We start from the raw sequence: 25,486 nt of genomic DNA, 5'->3' as shown, positions 1-25,486 counted from the left end.
GGTGGTGACACCACATGCAGGTAAGCGTTCGCGATAATAACGTCGATCAGGCTCTCCGTGCCCTGAAGAAAAAACTTCAGCGCGAAGGCGTTTTCCGTGAAATGAAGCTCAAGCAACATTTCGAGAAACCGTCCGAGAAAAAGGCCCGTGAGAAAGCGGAAGCGATTCGTCGTGCCCGTAAGCTGGCCCGTAAAAAGGCCCAGCGCGAAGGCCTCTGAGACGCCCAAACGAACGACGCGGGCTTCGGCCCGTATCCGATGACCCCCGGCCCGTCCGGGGGTTTGTCGTTTCTGGCCCCCGGTTTCTGGCCCCACATGTTTGCCCCCGCGTTTTTACCCCCTGTGCCCCCCCTTCTCCGTTTCAAAATATCCTGGGGGGGAATTGCGCCCAGCGGGCGCAAGGGGGCAGCGCCCCGACCCGCGTGCCCCGGCACGCTGGCAGAGCGCCCGCAGGGCACCGCTTGATCATACCGCTAGATCACACTGGCAGAGCGGTCGTCTTGAACACCGTGCGCAAGGCAAAGCTGGTCTGCATCTGCGCCACGCCGGACAACCGCGCCAGACGGCGATGGATCTGCGCAAAATGTTCGTTGTCGCGCGCCACGACCTTCAACATGTAATCGGCGCGCCCGGCCATCAGGTGGCATTCCAGCACATCCTCGGCCAATCGCACATCACGCTCGAAACTCTCCAGAACCTCGTCGGCTTGCCCTGTCAGGGTGATTTCGACAAAGGCTGTCACCGGGCGGTCGACCTTGTTGGGGTCCAGCATCGCGGCATAGGCGCGGATCACGCCTTCGGCCTCTAGTCGCTGCATCCGCCGGTGGCAGGACGACGCCGACGTGTTGGCACGGCTTGCCAATTCCGCGTTGGATATCCGCCCATGCTTCTGCAAAATGGTCAAAATCCGGCGATCTATGTCATCCAACGGCGTCATTTCGGGCCCTCCATCCACGCAAGCTTGGCCCGGACGCGCGCAAATGAAAAGGCCCGCCAAAACTGGCGGGCCCATCCGGTACCAGGTACCAAAGCCGGGGATCAGGCGCGTTTGGCCAGAGCATCCCGGATTTCGACCAGCAGGTCGACTTCGGACGGCCCTGTTTCGACCTCGGGGGCCACATCATCGGGCTTCTCGGCCATCGCTTTGACGCGGTTGACGTAGCGCACCAACATGAACACGACAAAGGCGATGATCAGGAAGTTGATCACGGCCATGATGAACGACCCATAGGCGAACACCGAAGCGCCCGCTTCGCGGGCCGCATCCAGGCTGGCGCCTTCGGGAACCGTGCCGCCAAGAACGGCGTAGTTGTTTGTGAAATCCAGACCGCCGGTGAACAAACCGATGATCGGATTGATCAGATCCGTAACAAGCGATGTCACGATGGCCGTAAAGGCCGCACCGATGATGATGCCAACGGCCATGTCCATGACATTGCCCTTCGCGATGAAGTCCTTGAACTCATTGAGCATTGATCTTCCTTCAGTTTAGCCTTGGGTGAGTGTGCTGTTCACCCTTACACAGTGCTTCCAATATGGTTGCACATGCCGAACCCTGTCCAATGGTTTAAGGGGAATTATCTATTCGCTTAGTCAATTCCGAATAAAGGGGAATACGCTCGTGTCCGTCACCAACCACCCGATCAACGCCCGCTGGCCTGCCAAGGATCCGCAGGTTCTTCAACTCTATTCCTTCCCGACGCCGAACGGGGTCAAAGCGTCGATCGCGCTGGAAGAAATGGGTATCCCCTATGAAGCGCATCTTGTCACGCTGGCCGACAAGGATGTCAAAAGCCCCGAATTCCTGTCGCTCAACCCCAACAACAAGATCCCCGCGATCATCGATCCCAATGGCCCCGATGGCACCCAGATCGAACTGTTCGAAAGCGGCGCGATCCTGATTTACCTTGCCGAAAAATCCGGCAAGCTGTTGCCCAGCGAACCGGCGGCGCGCTACCAGACGATCCAATGGGTCATGTTCCAGATGGGCGGTGTCGGCCCAATGTTCGGCCAGCTTGGCTTTTTCTACAAGTTCGCCGGGTCCAAGATGGAAGATCCCACGGCGCGCAATCGCTACATCGACGAAGCCAAGCGCCTGCTGGGCGTCGTCGAAAAGCAACTGGAGGGGCGCGACTGGATGATGGACGACTTCACCATCGCCGATATCGCGCTGGCCCCGTGGCTGAACGCGCTCGATTTCTACGGCGCAAAAGACGTGACGGGCTACAATGATCTGACGAACGTGCCGGCCTACGTCGACCGGTTCTTTGCCCGCCCGGCCGTGGACACGGCCAAGAACATCCCGCCGCGTCCCTGATCTTTCGGGCTATCGTCGGTGTTCCCCGCGCGCGCGGGGAAGCCCGGCGCAGCATTGTCGGTTCGAATATTTCCCGGCGTACGCGCGGCGCGGGCGCCTTGCGTCAAAAGCGGGCTGGCAGCCGGTCTGGCGGGGCGGGGGCACTGCCCCCGCGCCGGCCCTATCCGCGCAGCACGCCGCCCGTTGCCTTGGCCACCTTTTCGACGATCTTCGCGGCCACCGCTTCGATGTCTGCTTCTTTCAGCGTGGCGTGTCTGGGTTGCAGGCGCACCGCAATCGCGACCGACTTTTTGCCCGCGCCCAGACTTCCCCCGATGAATTCATCGAACACGCGCACCTCTTCGACCAGCGCCTTGTCTGCGCCCGCCGCCGCGTTGACCAGCGTCAGCGCTTCGACATCGGCATCCACGACAAAGGCGAAATCCCGCTCGACCGCTTGCAGATCGCTGATCTCCAGTGCTGCGCGGCTTGCGCCGGATTTGCGTGGGAACGGCGGTTCGGCCAGCCACAGCGTAAAGCCCACCGCCGGGCCCTTGACGCCCATTTCTTTCAGCACCTTGGGATGAATTTCGCCAAAGGTGCCCATGACCTTTTTCGGCCCAAGACAGATGTTGCCCGAGCGCCCCGGATGCCACCAGCTTTCCACGTTGCGGTTGATCTGCACCTTGGCGGGCGCGCCGATGGCGGCCAGCGCGGCCTGGGCATCGGCCTTGGCGTCGAACAGGTCCACCGCCCGGCGCGCGCCATGGGGGTCGCGCGGGCCGCTGTGGCCCACAAGAAGCCCCGCGGCGCACAGGCGCTGCTGGTCCGGCTCTCCGCCATCAAAGGCGGCGCCGATTTCGAACAGGGCCATGTCGGCAAAGCCGCGCGCCTGATTGCGGGCCGCCGCCTGCAACAGGCTGGGCAGCAGCGACGGGCGCATATGGCTCATTTCGCTGGAGATCGGGTTCTGCAGCATCGTGTCATCCGACGCGCCCCCGAACAACGCAGCCGACGCGCGATCAATAAAGCTGTAGGTCACGCATTCATTGTACCCCAGCGCCGCGATGGTGCGGCGCGCGGCCTGCTCGCGCTTTTGCAGCGGGGTCAGGATCGGCTTGGGCACGCCCACTTCGGCGCGCGCCATCGGCTTGCCTTCCAGCTTGGTCAGCGACGCGATCCGCGCGACTTCTTCGACCAGATCCGCTTCGCCCAGCACGTCCGGACGCCACGACGGCACCTGCGCCATGTCGCCATCCATCACAAAGCCCAGCGCCTCAAGCGAAGCGCGCTGCTGATCGGCGGGAATATCCATGCCCACCAGCGATGAGCACCGATCCGTATCCAGCTTGTAGGCCCGCTGCCAGTTCGGCACCTGCCCCGCCGTCACCACGCGGGACGCTTCGCCGCCGCAAAGATCGATGATCAGCTGCGCCGCATCCTCAATGGCCTGCGCGTTATATTCCGGATCAATCCCGCGTTCGTTGCGATACCGCGCGTCCGAGTTGATTTTCAGCGCCCGGCCCGTCGCGGCAATCGCGATCGTGTCCCAGACCGCGGCTTCCAGAAACACGTCGGTGGTGTCTTCGGTGCAACCCGATGCCTGGCCGCCCATGATCCCGGCGATGCTTTCCACGCCGGCGTCATCGCTGATGACGATCGCGCCTTCGGGCAGCTCATAGGTTTTTTCGTCCAGCGCCAGCAGTTGTTCGCCGCCCTTGGCTGCGTGAATGCGCAGATCGCCCTGCACCTTGCCCGCGTCGAACACGTGCAGCGGGCGGTTCATGTCATAGGTAAAGAAGTTGGTCACATCCACCAGCGCCGAGATCGGGCGCAGCCCAATCGCCGTGAGCCGGTCTTGCAGCCACGCCGGGCTGGGCCCGTTTTTGACGCCGCGGATCAGCCGGCCCTGAAAGATATGGCAGCCGTCCTTGGCACTGTCATCGATCACCACGCCGATGGGGCTGTCAAAGGTGCCGTCCACCTTGGCCGCCTTGCGCGGTTTCAGCGTGCCCAGCCCGCGCGCGGCCAGATCGCGCGCCACCCCGCGCACGCCCAGCGCATCGGGGCGGTTGGGCGTGATCGCGATTTCGATCACCGGGTCCACCTTGGCCGGATCGTTTTCTGCCAGCCAGTCCGCGAAGGTCTGGCCCACCTTGCCGCTGGGCAGCTCGATGATGCCGTCATGTTCGTCCGACAGCTGCAATTCGCGTTCCGAGGCCATCATGCCGTGGCTTTCAACGCCGCGGATCTTGCCCACGCTCAGCGTCACATCGATGCCCGGCACATAATCGCCCGGCTTGGCCAGAACCACCGTGATCCCGGCCCGCGCATTGGGCGCGCCGCACACGATCTGCTTGTCGCCTTCGTCGGTTTCCACCACGCAGACGCGCAGCCGGTCAGCATCGGGGTGCTGCTCGGCCGATTTCACTTTCGCCAGCGTAAAGGCGCCCAGCATATCGGCCGGGTTTTCCACGCCTTCGACCTCAAGCCCCAGATCGGTGAGCGCGTAAAGGATCTCGTCAAGCGAGGCCGTCGTATCAAGGTGTTCCTTGAGCCAGGAGAGGGTGAATTTCATTTTTGGTGCCCTTCGTACTCTTCGCCAAACAAAGCAACGATAGTCGCTCTATGGTCAACGTCTTCGGGTGAGATTTCTTTTCGCATCGCGACCAGCATCTCAATTTCCGCTTGATGCGCTTCTTGGCTCAATATTCTTAGTTCATTTTTTTCTGCTTCGGTTTTTTCACCGCCAGCAGACTTCAAATCGAACCTGAGCTCTCCGAACGTTTTCTCGATTTCCGCAAACGAGAAAGCGGATTTGAGGACTTCTTCATTCGCGTACAAAAGAAGTTGGTTGAAGGCAGCGAAATAATCGTGATGCCGATCGCCCGTAAGGTCCCCAGTGTCGCAATATTCGGTGAATGCCTTGCTTTGCTCAGCAACAAACAACGCGTAGGTTCTGGTTTTTTCCGCGAGTATTTGATTGTCCCTTTGTCTGCGCCAATCATCCAATCCCTTCCAGGCAATCAATGTCGCTGCCACTAGACCGCACGTTCCTATCGCGGTGACACAAAAGCTAAGGCCTTCAAAAATCTGGGTCGATGTAATCGTCTCCATCACCTAGCCCTACCGCTCGTTCAACGTACAAGCGATGCACCCACCCTCGGGCCGGGCGCGATCCTGGGTTTCGCGAAGCTCGAACATTACCGCGACAACCCCCCGCGCATGGTCGGCACGTCCAGCGCGCTGAAGCCATAGTGGCGCAGCCAGCGCAGGTCGCTGTCAAAGAACGCGCGCAGATCGGGGATGCCGTATTTCAGCATCGCCAGACGGTCGATGCCGATGCCAAAGGCAAAGCCCTGCCACTGGGTCGAATCGACCCCGGCGCTTTCCAGCACTTTGGGGTGCACCATGCCGGACCCCAGGATTTCCATCCAGTCGTCGCCCTCGCCGATCTTCAACGCGCCATTCGACCAGGAACAGCGGATGTCCACCTCGGCCGAGGGTTCGGTGAACGGAAAGTGCGAGGCGCGAAAGCGCAGTTCGACCCCGTCGACTTCGAAAAATGCGCGGCAGAATTCTTCGAGCACCCATTTCAGGTTGGCCATGGAAATATCGCGGTCGATTGCCAGCCCTTCGACCTGATGGAACATCGGCGTGTGGGTCTGGTCCATGTCCATCCGGTACACCCGGCCCGGCGCGATCACGCGGATCGGTGCGCCCTGCGCCTGCATCGCGCGGATCTGTACCGGGCTGGTGTGCGTGCGCAGCACGTGCGGCGGGCGGTCGTCGCCCGGCGCGCGGTGCATGAAGAACGTGTCATGCTCTTGGCGGGCGGGGTGTTCGGGCGGGATGTTCAGCGCATCGAAATTGTGCCAGTCGTCTTCGATCTGCGGCCCCTCGGCCACGGAAAACCCCATGTCGGCGAAAATCGCGGTGACCTCTTCGGTCACCTGGCTGACCGGGTGGACGCTGCCCACGCGCTGCGGGCGCGCCGGCAGGGTCACGTCCAGCCATTCGCCGCGCAGCCGTTCGTCTAGCGCGGCATCCTCAAGCCCTGCCTTGCGGGCGGCCAGCGCGCTGTTGATTTCATCCTTCAGCGCGTTCAGCCTGGGGCCCATGACCTGCCGCTCTTGCGGCGTCATCTTGCCCAGTTCGCGCATCTTCAGGGCCACTTCGCCCTTTTTGCCCACCGCTTGCAGGCGGATTTCCTCTAGCGCGGCCTCGTCGCCCGCCCCAGATATCAGCCCAAGGTACTTGTCCCGTAGATCGTCCATGCGGACCCCCTTGAATGTCTCGGCGCCGTGCTATCACACGAGGCCCAATACACAAGAAGCCGCGAGACCCCGAAAGGTCCGCGGCTTCTGCAATGTCGTTCCCGGATGCGGGAGCTTACGCGAGCGCGGCCTTCGCCTTGTCGACGATGGCGCCAAACGCTTCGGGCTCGTGCACGGCCAGATCGGCCAGAACCTTGCGGTCCACGTCGATCCCGGCCAGCGACAGACCGTTGATAAAGCGGCTGTAGGTCAGCGCTTCGTCATGGTTGCGCACGGCGGCGTTGATGCGCTGGATCCACAGGGCGCGGAAGTTGCGCTTGCGGGCCTTACGGTCGCGGGTTGCGTATTGGTTGGCCTTGTCGACGGCCTGCGTTGCGGTGCGAAAGTTGCGCGACCGGGCGCCATAATAGCCCTTTGCGGCCTTCAGGACCTTTTTGTGACGACGATGCGTGACGGTTCCGCCTTTTACTCGGGACATATCCGGGCCTCCTTAGCGGTTGTAGGGCATGTAGGATTTAACGATCTTGGCGTCAGGCGCCGAGAGCGTCGTCGTACCGCGGGCATTGCGGATGAACTTGTTCGTCCGCTTGATCATGCCGTGCTGCTTGCCAGCCTGACCTGCCTTGACCTTGCCGGTCGCCGTCATCTTGAAGCGCTTCTTCGCGCCAGATTTTGTCTTCATCTTGGGCATTTCCGTCTCCTCTTTCGGGCGGTGAACGTGCGACTCGGCATGCCACTTCGGCCGGTCACACGGGGTAGAAAACGCGCATCTACACGCCGCCCGTCCAAAAAACAAGCCCCTTCTTGTTGTCGGACGTCTTGTGGGAAACATCCCCGGCAACGCGGCGCCCCGCCGGCGTGGGTGGGGCCGCCAACACGTGGCGCCCGGTTTGGCCAGGTGACGGTTTGCTAGACGGTTTGCTAGTTGATGTAATGCCCGACCACGCGGGCAAATACGTCCGGGATTTCGTTCAGCGCATACCCGCCGGGTTTTTGCGATACGGCCAGCACGATCAGCCCGCCCGAAATCATGACCATGATCGCCGCGGCCCTGGGCACCCGGCCTTCAGAGACGGCGCTGAAGATCGCCGGGATCGCAAGGATCCCCACGACCAGCCCTAACACAAAGTACAAATCCGTCTGCATGGTCTGCCTGGCCCTGGTTCCCCGGAGGCAATTATTCCGGATCGGTGTTGAAAATCAATCTTTCTTCACACGGGGCCACGCGCAGGATGTTCGTCGAACCCGGCTGGTTAAACGGTATTCCGGCCGTGACGACGATCTGATCGTCTTCGGTCGCGAACCCGTGCGTACGCGCGGCGCGGGCGGCATTCACCACCGCCATCTTGAACCGGTCTACATCGCCGGTCATTACGCAGTGCATCCCCCAGCTCAGGCACAGCCGCCGCGCCGTTCCCTTTTGCGAGGTCATGGCGATGATCGGCACTTGCGGCCGTTCGCGCCCGGTCAACAGCGCGGTCGTCCCGCTTTCGGAAAAACAACAGATCGCCTTGATGTCGGTGGTCTCGGCGATCTCGCGCGCGGCGGATACGATGGCGTCGGCCACCGTCTGCTTGGCGCCGGACCGGCTGGCGTTCATCACCTCGCGGTAGGTCGGGTCGCTTTCGACCTCGCGCGCGACGTTGTCCATCGTCGTGACCGCATCCACCGGGTACTGCCCGGCGGCGCTTTCGGCCGACAGCATGATCGCATCGGCGCCCTCATAGATCGCGGTGGCCACATCCGACACTTCGGCGCGGGTGGGCATGGGGCTTTCGATCATGCTCTCGAGCATCTGGGTGGCCACGATCACCGGCTTGGCGGCGGCGCGGCAGGCCCGCACCAGCCGCTTCTGGATCGGCGGCACATTCTGGACAGGCAGTTCCACCCCCAGATCGCCGCGGGCCACCATGATCCCGTCACTGACCGCCAGGATATCGGCAAACGCCTTTACCGCGGCCGGCTTTTCGATCTTGGACAAGATCGCCGCGCGACCCTTGGTCAATTCGCGCGCATCCAGCACGTCTTCGGGGCGCTGCACAAAGCTCAGCGCCAGCCAGTCCACGCCCAGTTCGCAGGCGAATTCCAGGTCGCGCCGATCCTTGGGCGACAGCGCCGCCAGCGGCAGCACCACGTCGGGCACGTTCACCCCCTTGCGGTTGGAAATCGTCCCGCCCACCTTCACCACGCAATCGGCAAAATCCGAGCCGCAGTCTTCGACCACCAGCCGGATCTTGCCATCGTTGACCAGCAATTCGGCCCCCGGTTCCAGCGCGGCGAAAATTTCGGGGTGGGGAAGCTGCACACGCTGCCCGTCGCCCGGTGCGTCCTTCAGATCAAAGCGGAACTTGTCGCCGTCCTCCAGGTCATGCGCTTCGTTGGCGAATTTGCCCACGCGCAGCTTGGGCCCCTGCAGGTCAGCCAGAATGGCGATCGGACGGCCCAGGTCGATTTCGACCTTGCGGATGATCGCATGGCGGGCGCGAATTTCTTCGTGATCGCCATGGCTCATGTTCAATCGGAACACATCTGCGCCCGCTTCGCTGAGGGCGCGGATGGTGTCGTAATCATTCGAAGAAGGGCCGAGCGTGGCCACGATTTTTACGTTGCGCTGGCGTCTCATGAAGCCATTGCTCCTTTGGTGTGCGTTTCGTCGTGGCGGGCCCCCGTCCTGTATGGCGCAAAAGCCGCAACGCCGCAACTGGCGCTTTGGGGCGGTGCGCACTATGACTGGCCCTATGATTGGCCTGAGCCATGGACATGACAACACGATGACCAACCCACCTTTTGACATCATCGGGGCCCAGCGCCCCGCCCGCTGGCTGGTGACGTGCGATCACGCATCGAACCACGTGCCTGCCGATGTGGCCGGGGGTGATCTGGGCCTGCCGCCACAGGACATGGCCCGCCATATCGCCTATGACATCGGCGCGGCGGGGGTCACGCGCCACCTGTCCCGGCTGCTGGATGCGCCGGCGATCCTGTCAGGGTTTTCGCGGCTGGTGATTGACCCGAACCGGGGCGATGACGATCCCACGATCATGATGCGCCTTTACGATCACACCATCGTGCCGGCCAACCGCCACGCCGATGACGCCGAACGTCAGCGCCGCATCGCCGCCTACTGGCGCCCCTACCACGACGCCTATGAAAAGCTGGCCGCGCGCCGCCCCGATACGGTGATTTGCGCCGTGCATTCCTATACGCCGCAACTGCGTGGACGGCCCCGCCGCCCGTGGCAGGTGGGCATTCTGTCGGCCTGGGACCGGCGGCTGGCCGATCCGGTCATCGCGTCGCTGAGCGCCGATCAAGACCTGGCCGCCGCCACGCAACGCGAAACCGGCGAACGCTGGGTGGTGGGCGACAATCAGCCCTATCCCGGCCACCTGCCGGGCGATGCGATCGACCAGCACGCCCTGCGCCATGGCCGCCCGAACATCCTGATCGAACTGCGCCACGATCTGATCGACACCGAAGCGGGGCAACAGCTCTGGGCCGAGCGGCTGGCCCCGCACCTGGCGGCCGCCCTTGAAACCCTGCCCGACTGAGTGACTGCCCGACTGAGTGACTGACTGAGCGACTGACTGACTTGCCCCCCGCCCTGCCAGGCGGGCCTGCCCCAACCCGACCGGAGGATCCCATGGACGACGCCACCCGCACCCAGATCGAAGCCGCCGCCTTTCGCGCCCTGCGCGAGCATCTGATGGTCAAACGCCCCGATGTGCAGAACATCGACCTGATGAACCTGGCCGGGTTTTGCCGCAACTGCCTGTCGCGCTGGTATCAAGAGGCCGCGAACGATCTTGGCATCGACATGACCAAGGATGCAGCGCGCGAGATTTTCTACGCCATGCCCTACGAAGACTGGAAAGCGCAGTGCCAGACCGACGCCAGCCCGGAAAAACAGGCGGCCTTTGAAAAATCCTTTGCCGAAAACGTCGGCAAGGCCGACTGACCGGCGTACCCGTTGAACGACCTGCTGTTGAAACGACGTGCCGGTTGCTCGACATGTCCGGGTGGGCGTGCAATCTGACGGCCACCAGACCGGCGCGGCGGGGACGTGCAGCGGGTCGATGCGGCGCCTGTTTACGCTTTGGCAGGATCCGCGCCGCGCGTTGCGTTAATCGGCGTTTTGCCCGACATGTGCCCGACGCAAATCCGACAGCCTGCCGACGCGATGCAGACGCAATGCCGACGCTTTGCCGACACCGCGCATCCCAGCAATCATTGGGTTAACGCGGGCGCCGGGCACCGCAACGTTGCGCCGCGGCACGCCAGGTTGCGCCCCAGCAGAGCGCGTTGCGTCATGTTGCGTCAGACGGCCGCCTTGCGGCTTTCTTCGATGTAGATTTCGCGCAGGCGCTGGGCGACCGATCCCGGCTTGCCGGTCCCGATCTGCACCCCATCGACTTCGACCACCGGGTGCACAAATGTCGTTGCCGAACTGATGAACGCTTCGTCCGCGCTCTTTGCTTCGTCGATGGTAAAGTTGCGCTCTTCCACCTTCATCTGCGCTTCGTTTGCAAAGCGCAGCAGCGCCGCGCGCGTGATCCCGGCCAGAATGTCATTGGACAGCGCGCGGGTGATGATCGTGTTGCCCTTGACGATATAGGCGTTGTTCGACGTGCCTTCGGTGACCGCGCCGTCTTCGACCATCCAGGCATCGTCTGCGCCTGCGGCCTTGGCCATCATCTTGCCCATCGACGGGTAAAGCAGCTGCACCGTCTTGATGTCGCGCCGCCCCCAGCGCTGGTCTTCGATTGAAATGACCTTGATGCCCTTTTCCGCGGCAGCGCTTTGCGCCAGCTTTTTGGCAAAAGTGAACAATACCAAGCCGCTAGGCACCTGTTCGGGATCGGGGAACGCGAAATCGCGGTCCGGCGGCGCGCCGCGCGTGACCTGCAGATAGACCCCGCCTTCTTCCAGATCATTGCGGGTGATCAGTTCGCGGTGGATCGCCAGAAGTTCGTCCATCGTCACCGGGCTGGCCATGTCCAGCGCATCCATCGACCGCTGCAACCGCTTGGCGTGGCCATCGAAATCGACCAGCTTTCCGTCCAGCACGCTGGTCACCTCATAGACCGCGTCGGCCATCAGAAAGCCGCGGTCAAAGACCGACACCTTGGCCTCTTGTTCGGGCACATACTCTCCGTTGACGTAAACGATGCGGCTCATGTCAGCTCCTTCAATTGACTTAACCCCAAAGCGCAGGCTCGGGCGGATAGACCCGCGCGCCATCATATCGCAGCGGGTGCGGGCGGTCTTGGGCCAGAAGCAGCGGCCCGTCAAGGTCTGTCACCATTGCGCCCTGCGCCACCAGCACGGCCGGCGCCATCGCCAACGAACTTGCGACCATGCACCCGACCATGATGCGATACCCGTCGGCCAATGCCGCCGCGCGCAGGGCCAGTGCCTCGGTCAGCCCGCCGGTCTTGTCCAGCTTGATGTTCACCGCGTCATACTTGCCCGCCAGATCAGCCAACGACGCCCGGTCATGACAGCTTTCATCCGCACAGATCGGCACCGGGCGCGGCAAGTCGCGCAGGGCCTCGTCCTGCCCGGCAGGCAGGGGTTGTTCGACCAGCACCACGCCAAGCTGTTGTAAATGCGGAACAAGACCGGCGTAGTCCTGCGCGCTCCAGCCTTCGTTCGCATCCACCACAATGTCTGCCTTTGGCGCCCCCGCGCGCACCGCCTCCAGCCGCGCCAGATCCTGCGCTGTGCCCAGCTTTATCTTGAGCAAGGGGCGATCCGCATGGCGCGCCGCCGCGGCGCGCATCTTGACGGGCGTGTCCAGCGACAGCGTGTAGGCGGTGATTTCCGGGCCCGGCGCGGACAACCCTGCCCGGCGCCAAACGGGCTGACCGGTCTGCTTGGCCTCAAGATCCCACAGCGCGCAGTCCAGAGCATTGCGCGCAGCCCCCGGCGGCAGCGCGCTTTGCAGGCTCTCACGGTCTGAAAACCGCGCGCCTTCAATCTGGGCCTGCACGCTTGCAAGGGTTTCGCCGTAGCGCGCATAGGGTACGCATTCACCGCGCCCGACATGCCCGCCGGCGCGCACACACACGCTCAGCACGGCCTGTTCGGTGCGCGAGCCGCGCGAAATGGTAAAGACGTCGGCCAAGGGAAAGATATCTGCGGTCACCTCAACCTGCATGTCGGGCCCGTTCATCCGTATCCCCCCAAGATCATGAGATAATTCATGCCACGCCGCTCACAGGGCCGCAAGTGCTTCGGCCAGTTTGCCCGCGCCCTGACGGAACGGATCACACGCCGGAAGACCCAGGTTTTTTTCGGTCTCGCCGATGTAGGCCCGCGCGTCGTCCTCGCTCAGATGCTGGGTGTTGACCGACACGCCCGCTATCACGCAGTCAGGGTTCGCGACCTGCGCCAGCGGCAGGGCCACCTGGGCCAGGTCCTCAAGCGTGCGCACCTGGTGGCCGGGCAGGCCGCGCATGTGGGGCCGGGTGGGTTCGTGGCACAGGATCAGCGCGTCGGGCTGCCCGCCATGGATCAGCGCCAGGGTAACCCCCGAATAAGACACATGAAACAGCGATCCCTGCCCTTCGATCAGGTCCCAATGGTCAGGGTCATTGTCCGGCGTCAGCCATTCGATCGACCCGGCCATGAAATCAGCGACTACCGCGTCCAGCGGCACCCCGCCCCCGGTGATCAGGATACCGGTCTGCCCCGTCGCGCGAAAACTGGCGGGTATTTGGCGGGCCCGCATTTCCTTTTCCAAGGCCAGGCAAGTGTACATCTTGCCCACCGAGCAATCGGTGCCTACCGCCAGCACACGCTTGCCTTTACGTGGAATGCCCCCGGCAATGGGATAGGCAACAGAGGGGACCCGCACGTCGTGCAAATCACGCCCCAGCCGCGCCGCAAGTTGGGCCAGTTCGGGGTCATCTTGCAACAAGTTGTGCAACCCAGAGGCCAGGTCGAACCCGGTTTCCAGCGCTTCGCGCAACACCGCACGCCAGCTTTCACTGATATAGCCGCCCCGGTTAGCGACCCCGATCACCAGCGTGCGCGCGCCCGCATCCCACGCCTGTTGCAGATCCATGTCCGCGATGCCCATGTCGGCCTTGCAACCGGGCAGGCGAAGCTGGCCCAGAGCGTATTCGGGCCGCCAGTCCTTGATCCCCTGCGCGACCTTCGCGGCCAGCGGGTCCACAGCGTCGCCCAGAAACAGAAGATAGGGTGTCTTGATCATCGCAGCAGCCTCCGTTGCATTTGGGAAAGGGTGCGCCGGATCGGCTGAAATGAAATACCGAAGTTGCGCAGGCTTGGCGCAACATTCGGCAGAAAATGCCGCGGTCGGCGGCGTCGTGAAAGAATGTCCCGCAGGCCAGCGCGATGCGTTGAAATGCGCCGATGAATCGTGCGGCCCGCGACCCAGCCCCCTTGGCTGCAAGCACATCGCCAGTGGCCTTTTGCCGGCCCGCACTCAAGCGCTGGTCGATCGCCCCGGCCTTGACTTCATGAAGCGCCATCACGCGCTGTACCAGGGCCCACGCGTAGCGCTGCAGAGCAGAATCGCCTTGCGCGCAAATGCGCACTTTAATAACCCTCGCAGCAACCCAAACGCAATTTCCTTACCGAAAGGCCCGCTCATGTCCTTCCGCATCCAGCCCACGCCACCCGCCCGTCCGAACCGCTGCCAACTGTTCGGACCTGGTTCGAACACGAAGCTGTTCGAAAAAATGGCCGCCAGCGCCGCCGACGTCATCGACCTGGATCTGGAAGACAGCGTCGCGCCCGACGATAAGACACAGGCCCGCAAGAATGTCATCGAAGCGATCAATGACATCGACTGGGGCAACAAGACGCTGGCCGTGCGGATCAACGGGCTGGACACACCATACTGGTACCGCGACGTGGTGGACATTCTGGAACAGGCCGGCGACCGGCTGGACCAGATCATGATCCCCAAGGTGGGCAATGCGGCGGACATCTATGCCGTTGACGCGCTGGTCACCGCCGTCGAAGCGGCCAAGAACCGCAGCAAGAAAATCGCCTTTGAAGTTATCATCGAAAGCGCAGCCGGCCTTGCGCATGTCGAAGAAATCGCCGCCGCGTCCCCGCGGTTGGAGGCGATGAGCCTTGGCGCCGCCGACTATGCGGCGTCGATGGGCATGCAAACCACCGGCATCGGTGGAACGCAGGAAGACTACTACATGCTGCACGAAGGCCAGAAATACTGGTCGGATCCGTGGCACTGGGCCCAGACGGCCATTGTGGCGGCCTGCCGCACCCACGGTCTATTGCCCGTTGACGGCCCCTTTGGCGACTTTTCCGATGATGACGGTTTCCGCGCACAGGCGCACCGTTCAGCTGTGCTGGGGATGGTCGGCAAATGGGCGATCCACCCCAAGCAGATCGCGCTGGCGAACGAAGTCTTCACCCCGACCGACGAAAAGGTCGCCGAAGCGCGCGAGATCCTCGCCGCGATGGAAGAAGCCAAACGCACCGGCGCGGGCGCAACCGTTTACAAGGGGCGCTTGGTCGACATTGCTTCGATCAAACAGGCCGAAGTGATTGTGAAACAGTCCGAGCTTTTGGCAAAGTGACCGCCCACTGACCACCCGAGCGGCCCGCCCCGGCGGGCCGCGAGACATCCAGCGCCGCCGATAGGCGGCACCGCCTGAGCGCGCTTCAAGTTCAGGCCAGACAAAAGACCGCCGGAATCCCCCGCGCCCCTGAAGCCGCGCCAGTCGGATCGTCGTCTTCACCCACCGCTGCAATCCCGCCACGGATGCAAACGCCATTTCGGGGCCCAGGAACAGATCCCTCGGCGCGCGGCTTTCACCTCAAGTGCCGCGTCCAGTGTCCTGAAGTCGGCCTTTCCCGATACATATCACTCCAACGCCAAGTGGATTTCGGTCACAAGGTCTTGCGGCGGCACGTCTGCGGGGCTGTTGACGTACAGCTCAAGGCACGGCACGTCGCGCGGCACCGCGCCGCTGCTTTGCAACCAGTCGCCGAACAGAAAGTCATAGGCCCCTTGCAGCCCGGTATAGGCACCGCGAAAGGTCAGCACCGCCACGCGCCCACCGGGTAGATCGACCTGTTCGAACGGCGGCGATATAATGAATTCGTCGCTGACGATGAAGCCGGCGCAGCTGCGCAGCTCATCCTTGGGTTTTGATCGGGCATCGTCCCAATACAGCCCGACCATTCCACGCGTCTGGGCAAACCCGTCGCGCGCCGCCATCGTGGCGCTCGCTGTTTCAAACGCCTGGCTAATCGTCATGTAATCACCTTTGTGCATGATCCCCGCGATGCGTTTGGAATCGCTCATCCTGATATCGACATCATACATCTTGTCACTCTTTCCTGTTTTGGCCCGCAGAGGCGGCACCGCCCTTGCACGGGCGCGGTAAACACCTGGCGTAATCCCAAATGTCTCGCGGAAGGCACGGGTAAAGGCGCTCTGATCACGATAGCCGCATTGGGCGGCGATGCTGGACAGATCGCCCGGCTCTTGCACCAAGGCAACGGCTGCGCGGTAAAGCCGAATGCGGCGCGTGGTTTGCGCCAGTGTTTCACCTGTCATGCCCGTCCAGACCCGGTGAAAATGAAACCGGCTCAGCGCGGCCACATCGGCCAAGGCATCCAGCGACAGATCGCCATCCAGATGATCGTGGATATAGGTCACAACCCGGATCAGCCGGTCCTCATAACTCTGTGCCATGCGTACCTCTTGTGGTGCACCCGTGCCATGCCATGGCAATGATATGCAGGTCTTGCTGAGTTGCATAATATCGGCAAGACCGCCATATACGGTGCAACACCAAGTGGCATGAGGCACGCGATGAGCAACTATCTCGAGTTCGAAAAAGGTCTGGCCAATATCGAAGGCAAAGCCGAGGAATTACGCGCTCTGGCCCGCCAGAACGAAGAGATGGACGTAGAAAAGGAAGCCGCCGCGCTTGACAAGAAAGCGCGCGAGATGCTGCGCGATCTCTACAAGGATCTGTCGCCCTGGCGCAAAACCCAAGTGGCCCGTCACCCCGACCGGCCCCATTGCAAGGACTATATCGAAGCGCTGTTTACCGAATACACCGCGCTTGCGGGCGACCGGAACTTTGCCGATGACCACGCCGTTATGGGTGGATTGGCACGATTCGCCGATCGCCCGGTGATGGTCATCGGTCAGGAAAAAGGCAACGACACCAAGTCGCGGATCGAGCGTAATTTCGGCATGGCCCGCCCCGAGGGCTATCGCAAGGCGATCCGCCTGATGCAACTGGCCGACAAATTCTCTATTCCGATCATCACCATCGTGGATACGCCCGGTGCCTACCCCGGCAAAGGGGCCGAAGAACGCGGCCAGTCCGAAGCCATCGCCCGCAGCACCGAAATGTGCCTTTCGGTCAAGGTTCCGGTGGTTTCAGTGATTATCGGCGAAGGCGGTTCGGGCGGGGCCGTGGCGCTGGCAGCGGCCAACAAGGTCGCGATGCTGGAACATTCAATCTATTCGGTCATCACACCCGAAGGCTGCGCGTCAATCCTGTGGAAAGATGCGGCCAAGGCGCAAGATGCCGCCGAAGCCATGCGTATCACCGCGCAAGACCTGCAGAAACTGGGCGTGATCGACCAGATCATTCCCGAACCGGTTGGCGGCGCACAGCGCAACCCGACCGACGCGATTGCCGCGGTCGGCAAAGCATTGAAGTCGATGCTGGACGGGCTGGAAAAGAAGAAACCCGATGCGTTGTTGGCCCATCGTCGCAAAAAATTTCTGGACATGGGGTCCAAGGGGCTGGCCGCGTAAGCGACATACACCGGCGCGGGCCCGGCGGCAGCGCCGTTCGTGCCAGTCGCGGACATCGGCCTGTAGCGCCATTGGCAGAGCGGCGCGCCAAGCAATTACCACAGTGTCTTGTCGGCGCGCTTGGGCCATTCGGCGTCATAGGCCGCGCCATCAATGTCGCCTTGGGTCATTTCGGCCAGGATGTCACCCGCGGTTGGCAGATCGTCGGGCCCCTGCCCGTTCCACAGACCCGACCGACGGATGGCGCGGGCGCATTGGAAATAGACCTCTTCAATCGCAATGACGATCACCGTGCGCGGCTGCTTGCCATCGCGCTGAAAACGGGCCCGCAGGTCAGCCCCCGCGCTGACGCGCCCGCGCCCATTCACCCGCACCATGTTGTCGCAACCCGGCACCATGAACAACAGCGCGATGCGCCCGTCCCGGACCACGTTGCGCAACGTGTCCACGCGATTGTTTCCATGCCAGTCAGGCAAGGCCAGCGTACCTGCATTCAATTCGCTCACAACCGGTCCGTCGTCGCCACGTGGGCTGCCATCTGCCCCCTCGGGCCCCACGGTCGACACGATGCAAAAGCGCGACGCCATGATCCACTTGCGATAGGTCGGGGTCAGGCGCCTGGCGACCTTGCGCAACGACGCTTGTGCCGGGGCGGTGTCGTAAATGGCGTCAAGGGCTTCGACATCGTCGATCCATGGTTCAGCCATTTTACGATTGCCTTCTTTTCAGCGTGTGGGTCCGCCGATTTGCGGCAGATCGACCGAGGGTATTCCCGCTTCTTCCATCAAATTGTTCGACGCCGTTTCCACCTGGTGTTCCAGCCGGGCCAAGACATCGCGACGGTCCAATCCCGGTTCAATCGGTGGCAGGAATTCCAACACGGCAAGCCCGGGTTTGCGCATGACCCCGCGCCGTGGCCAGAAGACGCCGACATTGGTTGCCGCGGGCACGATGGCCTGTCCGGTTTCGCCGTAAAGAACTGCTGTGCCCACCTTGTAGGATGCATAGGCCCCCACCGCGACGCGTGTCCCCTGCGGAAAGATGATCAATTGCCCCGGCGGCGCGTCCCCCGATTTTACATCTGCGACCATCTTTTTGATCGCAAGGCTGCGCTTGCCGCGATCCACGGGCACACAGCCGATCCGTTTGGCGAACCAGCCCACGATCGGCGTCCACAGGATTTGCTTTTTCATGATGAACTTGGGGCGCGGCACCACAGAAACGATCAGGATAATATCGAAAAAACTCTGGTGTTTCGATGCGATCACGACTTCGTCTTGCGGCACCTCGCCCCGGATTTCCGAGCGTAGCCCAATCATCCACGACGCAATCCACCGCACATAGCGGCAATACGCGTTCACAGCGCGGTAGGCCCAGACGCGATCCCAGACGGTCAGTGGAATGTAATAGGCCGCCATGACGGCCATGCCGATGTACATCGACAGAATGAATGCGACCGAACGCAGCCATTGAATTGCCACCATCACATCAGTTCCTTCAAGCTTCGACGTGCCGCCGCGCGCGTCGCCAAAAACGCCACGGCCGCGCCAAAGACCGGCACCACGAATGGCCACAGCCAATGGGCGCCCTGAAAGCCCAGCCCGGTCAGAAAACCGCCATCGTCTTCGCCCGCAGGCAAAAGAAGCACCGCGACCAACCCTGCAAGAGCGCCCACCCCCGCGCCAACGAAGGCACGCCATGTAAACCGCCGCACGAATGCGCCCGCAATATACCCATCTTGCGCACCGACCAGGCGTAAAACCCGGATGACTTGTGCATTCGCGGCCAAAGCTGCGCTCGCGGCCAATGTCACCATCGCGGCCATGGTCGCGGCAATCAGGCAAATGGCAATCAATCCCAGCAATTTCAGCCGGCCTGCGGCCCGTGCCAGAGGCTCTCGCCAACGGGTGTGGTCGTCCAGTACGGCGCCCGGCGCCTCGGCCTGCAAACGCAAGCGTAACCCGTCCGCATCGAACCCTTCTTCTGTTTCGACCACCTCGATCAACTGGGGGATCGGCAAGCTGTCGATCGGCAGGTCAGGGCCGAACCACGGTTCGAGCAAGGCCCGTTCCTCGGCGGGATCCAGCGCCCGCGCGCCCGCGACACCGCGCGTGGTCTGCAGAATGTTCAACGCGGCCTGCGTTTGCTGTTCCACCTGGCCCTCGGGCGCGGAAATGCGGACCGTCGCCGTGCGCGCCAGCCCCTCAGCCCAGCGATCGGCCAATCGCGCCGACGCCAGGGACAGCGCCAGTGCGAATACCGCCAGAAATGCCATCGCGCCCGATGCAAAAAGCGTCAGTTGCGCGGTGAACCCGCTGGGGGGAACGATCCGGTCAGACGGGCCGCTTTGCAGGATGCCAGCCATGATCCTGGAGGGTCGCATCATAGTTCCGATCCCGCCTGAACCAGTGTCCGGTTCGCAATCCGCAAGACCCGTGCCGAAACGTGGCTTTTGGCGGTACGGATCAAGTTCAGGTCATGCGTTGCGATCACAATCGTTTTGCCCATCTTGTTCAGTTCGACCAGAAGGTTGAGCAATCGCAGGGACATTTCCCAATCGACATTTCCCGTCGGCTCGTCCGCGATGACCACGTCTGGCGACATGATGACCGCCCGCGCCAGCGCCGCGCGCTGACGTTCGCCGCCCGACAGCTCGGGGGGCAATGCATCGATCTGCGCGGAAAGTCCGACCCAGTGCAACAAATCGTGCAGATCTTCGTTGACACGTGGACGGCCGGACACCGCCAGTGGAAGCACGACATTTTCCCCGACGCTCAGATGGTCCAGGAACTGACAATCCTGATGGACAACCCCGATGCGTCTGCGCAGCTGCGCCACATCTTCGCGCGTCAATCCGGCCCCGTCCTGCCCCAGGATCGAAATCTGCCCGGCGGTCGGGGCAAGGTCGCGGTAGCACAACTTGAGAAACGTCGTTTTGCCCGCGCCGGACGGTCCGGTCAGGAAATAAAACCCCCCGGGCGCAAGCGTGACATCAATGTTCGCCAATAGGTCGCCATCGCCATACCCATAGGCGACGTCCCGAAACTCGATCACTGCTGTCCCCCGGGTTGTTATGGCGACAGTTTTGCCTCACTGCGCCGGTTGTTGCAATCTGGGCGACACAAGTAATGGACAATCGACTGATGAACGATAACAATTACCCGTGAAATGGGCAGGACCCCTTGGCGCAGATCATGGGGTAAGAGGGATTAATGCGGCTTATTTGTCCGAATTGCGGGGCTCAATACGAAGTTGACGTCCAGGTCATCCCCGATGGTGGACGCGATGTTCAATGCTCAAACTGCGGTCATACGTGGTTTCAGCGGCCTGCGGATCAGGACCCCGGGCTTGCAGAAGAACTGGAAAGCCCCCCGCACGAGGGCGTTGCACCGGCAGATGAGCAGTTTTCCGCCGAAGAAATCGCGCCCGACCGTCACGCCGACTACGATCCTGCCGAAGCGGCTGAATTTTTCGACGATGCCGGGGATGCCACGGTCCCCACAGGCGAGGATCAGGATGAAATATTCGGCGAAGAAGACGTCGCCGCAGACCCCCAAAGCGAACCTGCCGAACCAAAGCTGCAACGGCGAGAGCTGGACCAGGGCGTTCTGGATATCCTGAAAGAAGAGGCGGCCCGCGAAACCGCGGCGCGCCAATCCGAGACCCTTGAAAGCCAGCCGGACCTGGGCCTGGACGAAAGCCAGTCATCGGGATCGGAAAGCCGGGGACTGCGCGAACGGATGGCCCGCCTTCGCGGCGTCGAAGAGGCCGGGGGTGCGGCGGGGGCAGCTGCGGCCAGTGGGCGCCGGCGCGACCTTTTGCCGGATATCGAAGAAATCAATTCGACGCTGCGCGCGGATGAACCGACTGGGGACTACGAAGAAGCGCCGGTCGCCACCGGGCAGCGCCGTGGTGGCTTTGGATTGGGTTTCTGGCCCGTTGTGGTGGTGATTGCCCTGTTGATCGGGCTTTACCTGCTGGCCGCCCTGATCGCGGCCAAGGTTCCAGCCCTCGAAGGGGGCCTGACGGCGTATGTCGACACGGTGAACGGTCTGCGCGATTGGCTGGATCTTGCGATGCAGGGGGCAGTGGCGAAACTGACCCTGCTTTTGGATCAGCTCAACAGCGGCGGCTGATCAGAAACGATCCAGCAACCGCTTGAGGTATTCAAGCTCTTCTTCGGGGCGTTCGCGATCTGATGAACGGCGGCGAATTTCATCCAGCAACTCGCGCGCCCGGCGATACACATCTTCCCCCTGAAGCAGCGAATCCTCGGTGCCGACTTGGCCTGCATTGCCTGAACTTCGGCCCAGCGGGTCTTGCCCCTGCGGCAGCCCTGACCGGCCCATCGCCTGACCTTGCTGACCTTGCTGATCCGACTGCTGCTGCGCCATTTGATCGGCCAGATTGCGCATGCCTTCGCGCAGCGCCTCCATCGCATCGGATTGGTTGTCTAGGGCGCGCGCGAAATCTTCATCACGCAGGGCCTGCTCGGCCTCGTTCATCGCCCGACCCGCACGGTCGAGCGCATCGCGCGCAGCCTCACCTTCGTCTGTGCCAGCGCCCGGCAAATTTCCGCGTTGTCGATCGAGCTCCTGGCGCAGCGCCTGCTGGCGCCCGGCCAGGGATTGCGCCTCATTGCCGCCGACACCGGATCCGCCTTCGGCGCGCTCACTGCCGCTGCCCGAGCCATCCGCTGGTCCACCATTGGGGTCTGGGCCCTGCCCACGACCGCCTTGACCGTTTGGTGCCTGGCCACCCTGACCCTGCGCGCCCTGGTTCCCCTGTTCACCGCCTTGGCCTTGTTGATCCTGCCGGCCCGAATTCTGGCCGAATTGTTCCTGCAGATCGCCGAACGTTTCGTCGTTGAGGCCCTGTTGTTCACGCAGGGTCTCGCTCAGGCCGTTCAGCGCCTGCTGGCCCGGGCTTTGCTGGCCCTGTCCGTTCTGGCCTTGCGCGACCTGCATGTTTTCCATCATCTGCCGCAATTGTTCCAGCAGCGCTTGCGCCTCGGCGGTGCGTCCTTCTTCCATCAACTGCTGCAGGCGGTCCAACATCTGCTGCAATTGATCGCCTGTAATCTGTTGCATGTTCTGTTGGTTTTGCGCTTGTTGATTGCCATCTTGCTGCGCCTGCTGGGCCAACTGGCGCGTGTATTCGTCCAAGGCCTGGCGCAGTTCTTGCATCAATTCTGCGATTTCATCGTCAGATGCCCCACGCCGGATGGCTTCGGCCAGTTTGTCCTGCGCCTGGCGCAACCGCTCCAGCGCATTTTCCAACGTGCCATCTTCGATCCCCACGGCGATGTCCCACAGGACCTTGGCAATCTGGTCTCGTGCCGTGCTGTCGAATGTCCCGGCGTCGCGCGCAAACTCCATTCGGCGCAACGCAATGCGCAGCTGCAGGTAGCTGCCCTTATCCTTGAAGAGATCTTCGGGCTGGTACATGATCGCGCGCAGAACCTTGCTGACCCGGTCGACATTGTCCGCATGCCAAAGTAGTTCACGCCGTTCTTCGATGATGGCCGCGGCCACGGGATCGAAGAACCGCCGCCCCGGAAGATTCACCGTCACCGGAGCCGAGGTGCCGACTTGCCCGGTGGCATCCTCTACCGTCAACTGAAGACGAACCGGCAAGTCCGCCCATGGGTGTTCGGACAGATTTTCGACCAGTGTTTCGGTGAAATCCGCGCGAGTTCCGGAAATGGTGATCGGCAGATCCAGCACGATGTCGTCCCGCGGATCGGGATTTCGGACATAGCCGAAGCGGCGCGGCACCGCGTCCAGATCAAGCGTCAAGATCGCGCGTCCGGCCACGACGCCATAGTCGTCCGAGGCTGCAAAGGGTTGCTGCAATTCGCCGTTGGCGGCGCGCTCCATGGGTCCGTCCAGCCGCACTTGCGGCCTGCCGTCCGGGGCAATCTCTACCCGCCAGGCGGCCCCGCCCGGCCCTTCGATGGCCAACCGTCCCGCTTGTGTGACACCGAAGCTCTGGGTCGGTTCGGCCGCACTGGGCACTTCCCCGATGCGCCCGGAAACCGTTTCATTGACGATCAGGTCGCCAATCTCGCCATAAAGGCGCAAGGTCACCGTAGATCCGACCGGCACCTGAAGCGTGCCGGGATCAAGATCAGGCAGATAAAGCGCAGGTTTCCCGGTGTAGGCGGGTGGTTCGATCCAGCCCTCCCAACTCGGGCCAGTTGCGATTTGCGTGCCAGACCCGGGGGCCATATTCGATATCGACCCCACGCGCAGGACCGACCCAAAGATGACCGCAACCGTCAAGGCCAGCAGCGCCGCATAACGCAGGGCCCAAGGGTCACGCGCGGCGATGCGCATGTCCGGCTTGGGCGCGCGCGCCGAAGCTGCCCGGGCGGCCATGCGTTTGCGATGGGCCTGCCAGACGGCACGCGATGCCGCGTCATCAGCGCCGATGGCCTGTTCATCCAGAATTGCGGAAATCGGACGGCCGGGCAGGGTTTCGTCCAGTCGGGCCAAGGCTTCGGCCCGGCTTGGCCAGCGAAACTGCCGCACCCCGTAAACCAGAGCACCCAAACCGCCAAGCACCGAGATCAAGGCCAAGCCCCAGACCACTTCGATGGGCAAGATGTCCTGAAGGCCCAACATCAATGCCGCCAAAGCGGTCATGACGACCGACGCGAAGGGCCAGAAACCTCTCAGACAGCGTTCTGAAAACAGCCCCAGCCAAGTAAGGCGGACCTGCCAACGCAATGTGCCCAACACTTGCGGGTTTGAGATATCGTCGTCTCGCATGCACCCATCGGTTGCCGGCCAGCGCGCAGTGCGCTTTAGAGCCACGCGGGGATCGTATCGCGATTTATCATCTCGTCAAAGGTGGGACGCCGCCGTATGACAGCGAATTGATCGCCTTTCACCAGAACTTCCGGGATCAAGGGGCGTGAATTGTATTCTGACGCCATCACGGCGCCATAGGCGCCTGCCGACCGAAAGGCGATCAGGTCCGCTTCACCGACCGGCGGCATGTCGCGCTGCTTGGCAAAGGTGTCGCCCGATTCGCACACCGGTCCGACGATATCGATCGCTGCGGTTTCCGTCGCCGGTGTTGGTTCGATGACGGGCACGATGTCGTGATACGCCTCGTACATGGCCGGGCGGATAAGGTCGTTCATCGCCGCATCGAGGATCAGGAAATCCCTTCCGTCGCCTTCTTTGACGTAAATCACCGATGACACAAGGATGCCCGCGTTGCCCGCGATCAGGCGGCCCGGTTCGATTTCGATCTCGCAACCCAGATGACCGACGGTTTCGCGGATCACCTGCCCATAATCCAGCGGCAGGGGCGGTGCGCTGTTGGACCGCTCGTACGGGATGCCCAATCCGCCCCCCAGATCAAGCCTCTGGATGTCGTGCCCATCCGCGCGCAGCTGCTGGGTCAGCTCCGCGACTTTGGTGTAGGCGGAGCGAAACGGTTCCAGATCGGTCAGCTGAGAGCCGATGTGCACATCGATCCCGATCACTTTCAGCCCCGGCAGGCTGGCCGCTTCGGCATAGACCGTGCGGGCTTTGGCAATGGGGATTCCGAACTTGTTTTCCGATTTGCCCGTGGCGATCTTGGCGTGGGTTTTGGCATCGACATCGGGGTTTACCCGCACGGTAACCGGCGCTGTGACGCCCATGTCGCTGGCCACCTGGGACAGGGCGCGTATTTCCGGTTCGCTTTCAAGGTTGAACTGGCGGATCCCGCCCTCAAGCGCCACGCGCATTTCCTCGCGTGTTTTGCCAACGCCCGAAAATACGATCTTGTCGCCGGGAAAACCGGCGGCTTTGGCGCGCAGGTATTCGCCCTGGCTGACGACATCGCATCCTGCCCCCAGACGGGCCAGTATCGTCAGGATTGCCTGGTTCGAATTGGCCTTCATCGCGTAGCAGACCAAATGATCCATTCCGGCAAGTGCCTCGTCGAACAGGCGGAAATGGCGTTCGAACGTCGCGGTCGAATAGACATAGAACGGCGTGCCCACGGCGGCCGCAATATCGGGTAGGGGCACATCCTCGGCGTGCAAGACGCCATCACGATAGAGAAAATGATCCATGTTTCGCTCCGTCTGGTCGGAGCGCTGCATACCGCCCTTTTGCGTCGGATGCCACGCAGA

At 62.5% G+C, this 25,486-nt stretch carries 26 protein-coding genes; 7 read left to right on the top strand and 19 right to left on the bottom strand.

The annotated features are described in order from the left end of the window. Positions 1-14 precede the first annotated feature (14 nt). Entirely contained in the window at positions 15-218 is a 204-nt protein-coding gene (gene rpsU, locus ACP2AV_RS02765; RefSeq protein WP_072709771.1) for a 30S ribosomal protein S21, read from the top strand. Positions 219-477: 259 nt separating this feature from the next. Here the strand turns inward: rpsU and ACP2AV_RS02760 are convergent, their stop codons facing one another. Next, the gene (locus ACP2AV_RS02760; RefSeq protein WP_426371124.1) at positions 478-936 is read right to left on the bottom strand and encodes an Lrp/AsnC family transcriptional regulator; all 459 of its coding nucleotides are present in this window, start codon (positions 934-936) and stop codon (positions 478-480) included. A gap of 101 nt (positions 937-1,037) precedes the next feature. Continuing rightward, positions 1,038-1,472 (bottom strand): large conductance mechanosensitive channel protein MscL, encoded by a 435-nt coding sequence (mscL, locus tag ACP2AV_RS02755; RefSeq protein WP_426371123.1) that lies wholly within the window; start codon positions 1,470-1,472, stop codon positions 1,038-1,040. Positions 1,473-1,620: 148 nt separating this feature from the next. On the opposite strand from mscL, the gene ACP2AV_RS02750 reads away from it, so the two are divergent. After that, complete coding sequence (locus tag ACP2AV_RS02750; RefSeq protein WP_426371122.1) at positions 1,621-2,316, top strand: glutathione S-transferase family protein; 696 nt, start codon at positions 1,621-1,623, stop codon at positions 2,314-2,316. A 160-nt stretch (positions 2,317-2,476) separates the two neighbouring features. Here ACP2AV_RS02750 and pheT read toward each other — a convergent pair whose 3' ends face one another. From pheT to pyk, 7 genes are all read right to left on the bottom strand, one after another. Next, positions 2,477-4,873 (bottom strand): phenylalanine--tRNA ligase subunit beta, encoded by a 2,397-nt coding sequence (pheT, locus tag ACP2AV_RS02745; RefSeq protein WP_426371120.1) that lies wholly within the window; start codon positions 4,871-4,873, stop codon positions 2,477-2,479. After that, positions 4,870-5,412: a hypothetical protein gene (locus ACP2AV_RS02740; RefSeq protein ID WP_426371119.1), complete on the bottom strand. Its 543-nt coding sequence runs from the start codon at positions 5,410-5,412 to the stop codon at positions 4,870-4,872. The genes pheT and ACP2AV_RS02740 overlap by 4 nt, the downstream gene beginning before the upstream one ends. 86 nt (positions 5,413-5,498) lie before the next feature. Beyond that, a complete protein-coding gene (gene pheS, locus ACP2AV_RS02735; protein WP_426371118.1) occupies positions 5,499-6,572 on the bottom strand; it encodes a phenylalanine--tRNA ligase subunit alpha in 1,074 nt (357 codons plus the stop codon). Positions 6,573-6,687: 115 nt separating this feature from the next. Next, positions 6,688-7,050, bottom strand: a complete 363-nt coding sequence (rplT, locus tag ACP2AV_RS02730; protein ID WP_426371117.1) for a 50S ribosomal protein L20 — start codon at positions 7,048-7,050, stop codon at positions 6,688-6,690. Positions 7,051-7,062: 12 nt separating this feature from the next. Beyond that, complete coding sequence (gene rpmI / locus ACP2AV_RS02725; RefSeq protein ID WP_426371116.1) at positions 7,063-7,263, bottom strand: 50S ribosomal protein L35; 201 nt, start codon at positions 7,261-7,263, stop codon at positions 7,063-7,065. Positions 7,264-7,493: 230 nt separating this feature from the next. Continuing rightward, on the bottom strand, positions 7,494-7,718 hold the full coding sequence (locus tag ACP2AV_RS02720) for a hypothetical protein (RefSeq protein ID WP_426371115.1): 225 nt from the start codon (positions 7,716-7,718) through the stop codon (positions 7,494-7,496). Positions 7,719-7,749: 31 nt separating this feature from the next. Beyond that, on the bottom strand, positions 7,750-9,195 hold the full coding sequence (pyk, locus tag ACP2AV_RS02715) for a pyruvate kinase (RefSeq protein ID WP_426371114.1): 1,446 nt from the start codon (positions 9,193-9,195) through the stop codon (positions 7,750-7,752). Between the two features lie 148 nt (positions 9,196-9,343). Here pyk and ACP2AV_RS02710 point away from each other — a divergent pair, with 148 nt between their 5' ends. Both ACP2AV_RS02710 and ACP2AV_RS02705 read left to right on the top strand, forming a co-directional pair. Next, on the top strand, positions 9,344-10,120 hold the full coding sequence (locus ACP2AV_RS02710; RefSeq protein WP_426371113.1) for an N-formylglutamate amidohydrolase: 777 nt from the start codon (positions 9,344-9,346) through the stop codon (positions 10,118-10,120). Positions 10,121-10,212: 92 nt separating this feature from the next. After that, a complete protein-coding gene (locus ACP2AV_RS02705; protein ID WP_426371112.1) occupies positions 10,213-10,527 on the top strand; it encodes a DUF1244 domain-containing protein in 315 nt (104 codons plus the stop codon). A 359-nt stretch (positions 10,528-10,886) separates the two neighbouring features. Here ACP2AV_RS02705 and ACP2AV_RS02700 read toward each other — a convergent pair whose 3' ends face one another. Genes ACP2AV_RS02700 through dgcN form a run of 3 tightly spaced genes read right to left on the bottom strand, consistent with a single transcriptional unit; the run spans position 10,887 to position 13,788 of the window. Further along, entirely contained in the window at positions 10,887-11,747 is an 861-nt protein-coding gene (locus tag ACP2AV_RS02700) for a D-amino-acid transaminase (RefSeq protein WP_426371111.1), read from the bottom strand. A 19-nt stretch (positions 11,748-11,766) separates the two neighbouring features. Next, positions 11,767-12,729: an N-acetyl-D-Glu racemase DgcA gene (gene dgcA / locus ACP2AV_RS02695; RefSeq protein ID WP_426371350.1), complete on the bottom strand. Its 963-nt coding sequence runs from the start codon at positions 12,727-12,729 to the stop codon at positions 11,767-11,769. 57 nt (positions 12,730-12,786) lie between these two features. Then, the gene (gene dgcN / locus ACP2AV_RS02690; RefSeq protein WP_426371110.1) at positions 12,787-13,788 is read right to left on the bottom strand and encodes an N-acetyltransferase DgcN; all 1,002 of its coding nucleotides are present in this window, start codon (positions 13,786-13,788) and stop codon (positions 12,787-12,789) included. Between the two features lie 400 nt (positions 13,789-14,188). Here dgcN and ACP2AV_RS02685 point away from each other — a divergent pair, with 400 nt between their 5' ends. Further along, positions 14,189-15,145, top strand: a complete 957-nt coding sequence (locus tag ACP2AV_RS02685) for an L-malyl-CoA/beta-methylmalyl-CoA lyase (RefSeq protein ID WP_426371109.1) — start codon at positions 14,189-14,191, stop codon at positions 15,143-15,145. Positions 15,146-15,432: 287 nt separating this feature from the next. Here ACP2AV_RS02685 and ACP2AV_RS02680 read toward each other — a convergent pair whose 3' ends face one another. Next, positions 15,433-16,269: an AraC family transcriptional regulator gene (locus tag ACP2AV_RS02680; RefSeq protein WP_426371108.1), complete on the bottom strand. Its 837-nt coding sequence runs from the start codon at positions 16,267-16,269 to the stop codon at positions 15,433-15,435. 120 nt (positions 16,270-16,389) lie between these two features. Between ACP2AV_RS02680 and ACP2AV_RS02675 the strand changes: the two genes are divergently transcribed. After that, on the top strand, positions 16,390-17,352 hold the full coding sequence (locus ACP2AV_RS02675) for an acetyl-CoA carboxylase carboxyltransferase subunit alpha (protein ID WP_426371107.1): 963 nt from the start codon (positions 16,390-16,392) through the stop codon (positions 17,350-17,352). A 95-nt stretch (positions 17,353-17,447) separates the two neighbouring features. On the opposite strand, the gene ACP2AV_RS02670 is transcribed toward ACP2AV_RS02675, so the two are convergent. The 4 genes from ACP2AV_RS02670 to ACP2AV_RS02655 are packed head-to-tail and all read right to left on the bottom strand — an operon-like array spanning position 17,448 to position 20,406. Continuing rightward, positions 17,448-18,059 carry a pyridoxamine 5'-phosphate oxidase family protein gene (locus ACP2AV_RS02670; protein ID WP_426371106.1) on the bottom strand — a complete coding sequence of 204 codons (612 nt, stop codon included), beginning with the start codon at positions 18,057-18,059 and terminating at the stop codon, positions 17,448-17,450. Positions 18,060-18,077: 18 nt separating this feature from the next. Then, on the bottom strand, positions 18,078-18,839 hold the full coding sequence (locus tag ACP2AV_RS02665; RefSeq protein WP_426371105.1) for a lysophospholipid acyltransferase family protein: 762 nt from the start codon (positions 18,837-18,839) through the stop codon (positions 18,078-18,080). Then, positions 18,836-19,738, bottom strand: a complete 903-nt coding sequence (locus ACP2AV_RS02660) for a cell division protein FtsX (protein ID WP_426371104.1) — start codon at positions 19,736-19,738, stop codon at positions 18,836-18,838. Before ACP2AV_RS02660 ends, ACP2AV_RS02665 begins: the two co-directional genes overlap by 4 nt. Continuing rightward, on the bottom strand, positions 19,735-20,406 hold the full coding sequence (locus ACP2AV_RS02655; RefSeq protein WP_426371103.1) for a cell division ATP-binding protein FtsE: 672 nt from the start codon (positions 20,404-20,406) through the stop codon (positions 19,735-19,737). Before ACP2AV_RS02655 ends, ACP2AV_RS02660 begins: the two co-directional genes overlap by 4 nt. Before the next feature lie 158 nt (positions 20,407-20,564). Here ACP2AV_RS02655 and ACP2AV_RS02650 point away from each other — a divergent pair, with 158 nt between their 5' ends. Further along, a complete protein-coding gene (locus ACP2AV_RS02650; RefSeq protein ID WP_426371102.1) occupies positions 20,565-21,488 on the top strand; it encodes a zinc-ribbon domain-containing protein in 924 nt (307 codons plus the stop codon). Here ACP2AV_RS02650 and ACP2AV_RS02645 read toward each other — a convergent pair whose 3' ends face one another. Next, a complete protein-coding gene (locus tag ACP2AV_RS02645) occupies positions 21,489-24,125 on the bottom strand; it encodes a TIGR02302 family protein (RefSeq protein WP_426371101.1) in 2,637 nt (878 codons plus the stop codon). A 35-nt stretch (positions 24,126-24,160) separates the two neighbouring features. Continuing rightward, positions 24,161-25,426 (bottom strand): diaminopimelate decarboxylase, encoded by a 1,266-nt coding sequence (lysA, locus tag ACP2AV_RS02640; RefSeq protein WP_426371100.1) that lies wholly within the window; start codon positions 25,424-25,426, stop codon positions 24,161-24,163. Positions 25,427-25,486: the final 60 nt, after the last annotated feature.

The sequence above is a fragment of the Aliiroseovarius sp. PTFE2010 genome (assembly GCF_049943335.1).
Classification (GTDB): domain Bacteria; phylum Pseudomonadota; class Alphaproteobacteria; order Rhodobacterales; family Rhodobacteraceae; genus JBNFVY01.
The sequence above is the reverse complement of the archived record's forward strand: the minus strand, read 5'-3'. Positions and strand labels throughout refer to the sequence as shown.

Bases quoted from the DNA above. Each gene is read 5' to 3' on its own strand.
- ACP2AV_RS02645 (WP_426371101.1), bottom strand. From the start codon at position 24,125: ATGCGAGACGACGATATCTCAAACCCGCAAGTGTTGGGCACATTGCGT.
- rpsU (WP_072709771.1), top strand. From the start codon at position 15: ATGCAGGTAAGCGTTCGCGATAATAACGTCGATCAGGCTCTCCGTGCC.
- ACP2AV_RS02675 (WP_426371107.1), top strand. From the start codon at position 16,390: ATGAGCAACTATCTCGAGTTCGAAAAAGGTCTGGCCAATATCGAAGGC.
- lysA (WP_426371100.1), bottom strand. From the start codon at position 25,426: ATGGATCATTTTCTCTATCGTGATGGCGTCTTGCACGCCGAGGATGTG.
- ACP2AV_RS02760 (WP_426371124.1), bottom strand. From the start codon at position 936: ATGACGCCGTTGGATGACATAGATCGCCGGATTTTGACCATTTTGCAG.
- ACP2AV_RS02700 (WP_426371111.1), bottom strand. From the start codon at position 11,747: ATGAGCCGCATCGTTTACGTCAACGGAGAGTATGTGCCCGAACAAGAG.
- ACP2AV_RS02685 (WP_426371109.1), top strand. From the start codon at position 14,189: ATGTCCTTCCGCATCCAGCCCACGCCACCCGCCCGTCCGAACCGCTGC.
- ACP2AV_RS02720 (WP_426371115.1), bottom strand. From the start codon at position 7,718: ATGCAGACGGATTTGTACTTTGTGTTAGGGCTGGTCGTGGGGATCCTT.
- ACP2AV_RS02650 (WP_426371102.1), top strand. From the start codon at position 20,565: ATGCGGCTTATTTGTCCGAATTGCGGGGCTCAATACGAAGTTGACGTC.
- ACP2AV_RS02670 (WP_426371106.1), bottom strand. From the start codon at position 18,059: ATGGCTGAACCATGGATCGACGATGTCGAAGCCCTTGACGCCATTTAC.
- rpmI (WP_426371116.1), bottom strand. From the start codon at position 7,263: ATGCCCAAGATGAAGACAAAATCTGGCGCGAAGAAGCGCTTCAAGATG.
- ACP2AV_RS02705 (WP_426371112.1), top strand. From the start codon at position 10,213: ATGGACGACGCCACCCGCACCCAGATCGAAGCCGCCGCCTTTCGCGCC.
- ACP2AV_RS02710 (WP_426371113.1), top strand. From the start codon at position 9,344: ATGACCAACCCACCTTTTGACATCATCGGGGCCCAGCGCCCCGCCCGC.
- dgcA (WP_426371350.1), bottom strand. From the start codon at position 12,729: ATGCAGGTTGAGGTGACCGCAGATATCTTTCCCTTGGCCGACGTCTTT.
- ACP2AV_RS02680 (WP_426371108.1), bottom strand. From the start codon at position 16,269: ATGGCACAGAGTTATGAGGACCGGCTGATCCGGGTTGTGACCTATATC.
- ACP2AV_RS02740 (WP_426371119.1), bottom strand. From the start codon at position 5,412: ATGGAGACGATTACATCGACCCAGATTTTTGAAGGCCTTAGCTTTTGT.
- mscL (WP_426371123.1), bottom strand. From the start codon at position 1,472: ATGCTCAATGAGTTCAAGGACTTCATCGCGAAGGGCAATGTCATGGAC.
- dgcN (WP_426371110.1), bottom strand. From the start codon at position 13,788: ATGATCAAGACACCCTATCTTCTGTTTCTGGGCGACGCTGTGGACCCG.
- rplT (WP_426371117.1), bottom strand. From the start codon at position 7,050: ATGTCCCGAGTAAAAGGCGGAACCGTCACGCATCGTCGTCACAAAAAG.
- pheS (WP_426371118.1), bottom strand. From the start codon at position 6,572: ATGGACGATCTACGGGACAAGTACCTTGGGCTGATATCTGGGGCGGGC.
- pyk (WP_426371114.1), bottom strand. From the start codon at position 9,195: ATGAGACGCCAGCGCAACGTAAAAATCGTGGCCACGCTCGGCCCTTCT.
- ACP2AV_RS02660 (WP_426371104.1), bottom strand. From the start codon at position 19,738: ATGATGCGACCCTCCAGGATCATGGCTGGCATCCTGCAAAGCGGCCCG.
- pheT (WP_426371120.1), bottom strand. From the start codon at position 4,873: ATGAAATTCACCCTCTCCTGGCTCAAGGAACACCTTGATACGACGGCC.